Origin of the sequence: Actinacidiphila oryziradicis (assembly GCF_005047355.1) — a bacterium.
Classification (GTDB): domain Bacteria; phylum Actinomycetota; class Actinomycetes; order Streptomycetales; family Streptomycetaceae; genus Actinacidiphila; species Actinacidiphila oryziradicis.
The window spans coordinates 1-6,572 of record NZ_SUMC01000209.1 but is presented as its reverse complement, the minus strand read 5'-3'; the positions used below and the strand labels follow the sequence as shown (position 1 = coordinate 6,572).

General features: G+C 70.4%; 7 protein-coding genes. 3 read left to right on the top strand and 4 right to left on the bottom strand.

From position 1 onward, the window contains the following. Positions 1-423, bottom strand: a 423-nt coding sequence (locus tag FCI23_RS53310) for a DMT family transporter (RefSeq protein ID WP_169317447.1), incomplete at its 3' end; no start/stop codon positions are given. A gap of 73 nt (positions 424-496) precedes the next feature. Between FCI23_RS53310 and FCI23_RS53305 the strand changes: the two genes are divergently transcribed. Then, complete coding sequence (locus FCI23_RS53305) at positions 497-991, top strand: Lrp/AsnC family transcriptional regulator (RefSeq protein ID WP_136729507.1); 495 nt, start codon at positions 497-499, stop codon at positions 989-991. 695 nt (positions 992-1,686) lie between these two features. Here the strand turns inward: FCI23_RS53305 and FCI23_RS53300 are convergent. The 3 genes from FCI23_RS53300 to FCI23_RS53290 all read right to left on the bottom strand — a co-directional run bounded on the left by FCI23_RS53300 (position 1,687) and on the right by FCI23_RS53290 (position 3,329). Beyond that, entirely contained in the window at positions 1,687-2,184 is a 498-nt protein-coding gene (locus FCI23_RS53300) for a peptidase inhibitor family I36 protein (protein ID WP_136731345.1), read from the bottom strand. Positions 2,185-2,823: 639 nt separating this feature from the next. Further along, a complete protein-coding gene (locus FCI23_RS53295) occupies positions 2,824-3,069 on the bottom strand; it encodes a type II toxin-antitoxin system RelE family toxin (protein WP_136731344.1) in 246 nt (81 codons plus the stop codon). Beyond that, positions 3,066-3,329, bottom strand: a complete 264-nt coding sequence (locus FCI23_RS53290) for a type II toxin-antitoxin system Phd/YefM family antitoxin (RefSeq protein WP_136731342.1) — start codon at positions 3,327-3,329, stop codon at positions 3,066-3,068. Before FCI23_RS53290 ends, FCI23_RS53295 begins: the two co-directional genes overlap by 4 nt. A gap of 122 nt (positions 3,330-3,451) precedes the next feature. On the opposite strand from FCI23_RS53290, the gene tap reads away from it, so the two are divergent. Together tap and tpg are read left to right on the top strand one after the other, a co-directional pair. Beyond that, on the top strand, positions 3,452-5,644 hold the full coding sequence (tap, locus tag FCI23_RS53285) for a telomere-associated protein Tap (RefSeq protein ID WP_136731340.1): 2,193 nt from the start codon (positions 3,452-3,454) through the stop codon (positions 5,642-5,644). Between the two features lie 10 nt (positions 5,645-5,654). Then, positions 5,655-6,212: a telomere-protecting terminal protein Tpg gene (gene tpg, locus FCI23_RS53280; RefSeq protein ID WP_136731338.1), complete on the top strand. Its 558-nt coding sequence runs from the start codon at positions 5,655-5,657 to the stop codon at positions 6,210-6,212. The last annotated feature ends 360 nt before the right edge of the window (positions 6,213-6,572 follow it).

The following is a 6,572-nucleotide window of genomic DNA, read 5'->3' as shown; positions in this document are numbered from 1 at the left end:
GCAGCCGGCGACGGCCGCGACGGTGCTGGCCATCCAGGCGGCGCCGATGCGCTCACCGGTGACCCATCGGGCGCACACGCCGGTCGCCGCGGGTGCGGTGCCCAGGGCGATCACCGTGGCCACAGCCGCCCCGGTCCGCGACACCGAGGAGAGGAAGGCCGCCTGGTAGACGCCCGTCGAGACCGCGCAGACCAGCAGCGGGCGCAGGACCGTGCCCGCGGCGAGAACCCGGAGCTTCTTCGGGCGACATGCGGTGAGCGCCCCGAGGACCAGCCCGCCCACGAGCAGCCGCCACCCGCCGAGGGCCGCCGGCGCCATGGGGCTGGCCGCCAGGACCTGAGCAGGGCCGACCGTGCCCCACAGCACCGCCGCCGCCAGTACCAGACCCGCGCCGAAGGCCAGGCCGTTCTTTCGCGCATCCATAGCCAGCGAGACTAGGCAGGAATCCGACACGGTCCACTGCTTGCCGAACTTCGTCTGGCATACGGTGGATCTCATGGAACTTGATGCGCTGGACCGGGCCCTGCTGCGGGAACTGCAGAACGATGCACGGCAGACCAACCGCGACCTGGCGGCCAAGACCGGGGTCTCCCCCTCGACCTCACTGGAACGCGTCAGGCTGCTCCGCGAGCGCGGCGCCATCACCGGCTACCACGCGGCCCTGGACCTCGACGCCGCCGGCCGACCCGTCCAAGCGCTCATCTCGGTGCGCATCCGGCCTCCTGCCCGCCCAGTCATCGAGGGGTTCCGGGAATGGGCAGCACGACTGCCCGAGGTGATCGGCCTGTTCGTCACCTCGGGCGCTCACGACTTCCTCATCCACATCGCTGTCCCGGACGTCGACAGCGTGTACGCCTTCGTCATCGACCGCCTCACCGAACGCCGCGAAGTCACCGACGTGCAGACCACGATGATCTACGAGCACGTCCAGTCTCGCTGCATCGAGCCGACCAGCCCCGATCGGCCCCGCTCCTCACGCAGAGCCCGCTGACCGGTTGGCTCTTCGCCGGGTCCCCGTGCCGTGATCTGCCCCCGCATTGGCCGGGGACAGAACTGGGATTCCGGACTCACGACGCTCCGGCCGCATGATCACGCTTGGTGAGTACCGTCACGCTTCGCGCTCGCAGAAATGAGTAGTTCCGAGCACGACCTGATCCATATCGGCCGGGGTGGCGGATGGGCGACGGCAGTATGGCGCTGCTCGGCTACATGGACGACGTCGACCGCGTCACCGGCTCCCCGCTGGTTAGCTCGGCACGTTCATCGAGGGTGGACAACAGCGCCCGCTCGTCCCGGTCAGTCCGCGCACCAGCCCGGCCGCGGCCGTGCAGTCGCCCACCAGGTTGCGCACCGTCCGCGACCCGATCGTCCCGGCCCGGGGCGGATCCTTGGGCTGACGGCCCGCGCACCGGCCGGTGCCGCCGAGCCGGCCGTGACGGTCGATCCGCCGCAGCAGCGGCCGGTGTGGTGCTGGTCGTGCGCTTCCAGCACCGCCCGTCAGGCCGCCACCGGGCACGCCGGATCGTCCTGCGCGATGATCCGCACGACGTCCGTGCTCCGCCCGTACGGGTCGGTCTTGGTGAGCCGCAACGTCACTTCCAGCGCCGCGCTCCGGGTGCGGCAGGTTGCTCGACGCCCGCCCGCTGTCGTACAGGGGGCGGGCGCCGTGCGGTGGTTGCGGGGTGGTCAGCAGTAGTGCCAGTAGCGGCAGTAGTGCCAGTTCGCGGAGCGGATGTGACCGCGGAGTCGCGGTCCTAGGTGCCGTACGCCGGTGCCGTGGCGCAGGGTCAGCTGGTGTCCGCGGTAGTGGGAGCGGGCGTAGAGGGTGACGCTGCGGCTTCGGGAGTTGTTGTAGAGCGATTTCACGTGCTGGAAGGTGGGCGCGTGCCGCAGGTTGGAATGCGAGTGGGCGATCCAGGCCAGGTGGCCGGTGTAGTTGGCGCCGGTGTACGCGCACAGCTCGCCCTTGGGGCAGCCGCGCGGTGCATGCCGCCTGGCGGTGGGGCGGTGGTGGTGCCGGACCGTGTGGTGCTTCCAACCGGCGTGCCTGTGGTGCGTCGTATGGTAGGCGGCGGCCTGGTGGTGTGCTGAGTGCGGAACTGCGGCGTTCGCGCTGCTTGCGGCCAGCCCGAGAACGGCGGCGACCGCGGCGGCGAAGACAGCCAGGCGCTTGAAGATCGGCATGGTGTCCAACGCTCCTTTCACATCGAGGGGGTGATCCCTCGGTCTCGAGCTTTGCCACGCCGACACCTCTCGGTACTTATCGGGGTGCTTCTGGGAGGAAGTGGGACATCCCAGCCCGCACAGTGCGGGGATGTCCCACCGGATCGGCAGATCAGGTACGGGGATGGGATATGAGCCGTTGGCAGCCGCTGTCCGAATCGCTGGACCCCGACGTGCGCGTCCTGGTGGGAGCAGCTGCGGCGCTTGAAGCTGCGCACCGGGCTGAGCTTGGCCGAGCCGGCGCGCCGACAGTGCCGCGCGATAGATGCGTGCCCGGCGCCTGGGGCGGCAGATGGTCGCCAGGATCAACGCCAAGACGGGTGCCGAGACGGTGAGGGCGATCCGGGTTCTGCCGCCCGGGCCCGGGCGGGCCCCGCAGACAGAAGCGCCCTGGGAGCGTGAGTCGGCGCCGCCGGTGGAGACGGGCGAGGTCCGCACCCGGGAGACCGCGTCGGCCGGCTACCGCGAGGCCCCTTCGTTGCGTTCAGCGGCCCGTCCGAATCGTGATCAAGCCGCAACCACCGACCGACGAAGCCACTGAAAGATCATCAAACTGCCCTTAAGTTAAGGGCAGTGCCCCCACCCCCCTTCGGTCATCGTTCAGCGCAGGCGTCCGAGGTGGATGATGCTGATGCGGACCCGATGGTCGCTGATCTCGTACATCACGCGGTAGATCCCGACGTGGATGCGCAGCACGTCAGCGCTGCCGAAAGCGCCGTCGGGCCTCGGTTCGTCGGCGAGACGGTCGACGGCGGTGAACACCTGCCGCACCCCGTCGGGATCGTCCTTGGCGAACCGCTCCGCCTGGGCGAGGGCCTCGGGCTCCCAGATGACCTCGTAGCTCACGCCTCATCTCCGCCGAACACGCGGCGGTACGCCTCGTCGTGCGGGACGCCGGCACTCTCGCCCCGGGCCTGACGGGAGCGGTAGGCGGCCAGCGCCCGCATCTCCTGCAGTTCGAGGGCGTCGGCGGGGCTGACCAGTATCGCGATGGTCTGACCGTGGTCGGTGATGGCGACCGGTTCACGGGTGGCGCTGACCTCGCGCGCGATGGCGCCAAGCCGGGCGCGGGCTTCCACGATCGAGTAGGTGCTCTCCGTCGTCATGCACACCACCTTACAAAAGTGTGCACGTTCCCGCCATCAAACGCGCCAAGTACGCGATCCGTACGCCAAAGGTACGCGATTCGTACGATTCATTGGGTAGGGTGAGGGTCAGGAGGTGTTCCATGTCTGAGTTGTTCGACGCGGTCGACGCGCTGATCGCGTCCGCGTCCCCGCTGCCGCGGCCGGCGGAGCGCAAGCGGCTGCGCGCCGCGCACGGGCTGACCCTGGACCAGGTGGCCGGGGCCCTGAATGTGCGCCGCGCGACCGTCAGCGGCTGGGAGAGCGGCAAGACCGAACCGCGGCCACCGGAGCGCGAGGCCTACGCCCGGCTGCTGGAGAAGCTCGCGGAGCTCTACCCTGCCAACGCCGCAGCGCCCGGCGAGGACACGGCGGTGCCCGAGACGTTCACCGGCCCCTCCGCGCCGCGCGAGGCCGAGCCCGTACAAGCGCGTCCTGTGTCCACAGGCCCGGCCACCGAGGCTGCGGCCATGACTACTGAACACAACACCCCGCAGCGCCCCGCGCCCGCTCCGTCCCGTACGGCGGCCGCCACCAGGCCGTCGGCGACGTCGCGGCGTCCGGCTGCGAAGAAGGCCACGGACAAGCCCGCCCCGGCCGCGGCCGGCGTCGACCCGCGCTTCGCCCACGGGCCGCTCGCGGTCGTCGACGTCGAGGACGGGCAGGTCTTCGCGTACTGCGTCGGCGGCCTGGTCCTCGATGTCCCTGCCAAGTCCATCGCGGCCCTGGTCGACTGGACGCTGTCGGAGGCGAAGCTGGGCGCGCCCAGGCTGAGCGGGCCGGGCAAGGACGCCGACCCGCTGATCGTGCTCACCGAGGCCGCGTGCGAGCGGTACGGGCTGCCGCTCCACCTCACCGAGGAGGAGCGCCTGTCCGGGCGGCTGCCGGAGGGCCACAAGGTCATCAAGCAGCTGGCGCGGGCGGAGTGGAAGCTGACGAAGCGCGGGTTCGGGCCGTGGGCGCGGATCTACCGCCCGGCGCAGGGCTCCGAGCGCATGTGTGTGCAGCTGTGCATCCCGGGCTGGGACGCGCTCGACACCCGGCACTGGGCCGATGCCGGGCAGCTTCCGCCGGCGGAACTCGCCCGCCTGCTGGGCACGTATGCGACGCGGGTGATGACGCCGCGCGGCTCCACCGCCGTGACCGGCCTGGAGCTGATGACCGCCCTGCACCCGCCCACGCGGGCCAGCGAGCCGGACGCCAGCGGCCAGCGGCACAGCGAGCACAACCCGGGCTCGCTGGGGAAGGACCCGGTCGACTGCGCGCCGTGCGAGGCCCCCGACGGGCACCCGCTGCTCGCCGATCTGCCGCGCTTCCACCGGCGCACCCCGGCCGAGGTGCTGCTGGAGGAGGCGTACGACTGGTCGCGCCCGATCACCGATGAGGAGTGCCTCAAGCGCTACCTGGTGGGCATCGACGTGAACATGGCCTTCGCCGCCGGCGCGAACGGCACGATCGTCGGCCTCAGTGCTCCGACACAGGTCAAGAGCCCGGCGTTCAACCCGAAGCTGCCCGGCTCGTGGCTGGTGGACCTCTCGCACGTGGAGCTGGATGAGCGTCTGCCCAGCCCGTTCACGCGCAAGGGCGACCGGCCCGAGGGCCTGGCCTGGTACGCGACGCCGACTGTGGCGTACGCGGTCGAACTGGGCTACGACGTCGCCCCGGTCGAGGCGTGGGTGCGCTACGAGAACGGCCGGTTCCTGGACGGCTGGTACAACCGGCTGCGCGACGCGTACGTGGCGACGATGGCCGACCTGGGCGTCACCGCCGACCTGTCACCGGAGGACTTCCTGACCGCGATGGCAGAGCACAAACAGGTGGACCCGCAGCTGGCGATCGTGCTGTCCGCGGTGAAGGCCACGGTGAAGGGCGGCATCGGCAAGCTGCGCGAGCGGCCCCGCGGCGAAGGCTGGAAGTCCGGCGAGCCGTGGCGGGCGCTGTCCCGCCCGACGTGGCGCCCGGACATCCGCGCCGCCGTCATCTCCCGGACCCGTATCAACATGCACCGCAAGATGCTCAAGCACGCTGCCGCCACCGGCCAGTACCCGGTCGCGATTCTGTCCGACTGCGCCGTGTACGCCGCCGACGGACCCAGCCCGCTGGACTTCCTGCCGTACTCCGACGGCAAGCCCCTGCCGGGCGGCTTCCGGCTCGGTGTCAGCCCGGGGATGGTCAAGCACGAGGGCACCCAGACCACTCTGTGGGCCGAGGGCGTGCGGGAGCAGTACGGCCCGGAGCTGAACCTGGCCCGGTACATCAAGGACGGCAACGTCACCAACGAGGACGACGGGGAGTAGGTAGCACGCGATGAGCATGTTCGGGGACGGCTTGGACAAGGCGGTGCAGAAGGCGTTCACCCGTCCGATCCCGAAGTCGGCCGGCGCCCAGATGCGGTACCTGGTCAAGCAGCTCAAGGGCACCAAGGCGGTCGCCCAGATGCTGCGGGTCTCGCAGCGCACCGTCGAGCGGTACGTGAAGGACCAGCTCAAGCGCCCCCGCAAGGACCTCGCCGCCCGCATAGAGGGTGAGGTCAAGAGGCGGTGGCAGCCGCAGATCCGGGAGAAGGCCAAGAAGACGGCGGCCACCACCGGCGGCATCGTCATCGACACCCGCGCCCGGCTCGGCTACACCGCCCCGATCGGCACCACCGACCAGGACCGGATCCGCCACCTCACCGTGGCCCTTCCGCCGCAGTACGCCGCCCGCCTCTTCGACGCCCAGGAGCAGGGAGCCACCGACCGCGAGCTCCAGAAGATCGCCGCCGAAGCGCTCAAGGAGGTGTACTTCCAGGACGGCGGCCGCCGCGCCGGCAGCCTGGAGGAGGTGCGCTTCACCGACGTGCAGCACATCGACTTCGACCTGTAGGACCCCGGACACCAGTGAGGCCCGAACCGTCGCTGTGACTGAGCGCTTCAGTTGGCGGGTTCGTGCTGTGACTGAGCGCTTGAGTTGGCCAGTTGAGCATTCCATGTCGAGGGCATGTCCCAGCCGGTGGGTGTAGACGTCGAGCGGTGGCTTGAGCTGCTGGTAGTAGGGCTCGGCGAGCTGCCAACCTGGGCCTTGCGACCGAGCCCGAGGACACCGCGAGACGAAGCCACAAAAAACTTCGGGCCGAGTGTCGATCCGGCCCTCGGACGTTCGTAGTGGCAGTAGAGGGCCGGGAAGACGCCGGCTCCTGCTGACGAGGAGAACGTCATGAAGCAATACCTGCTGTCGGTGCACATG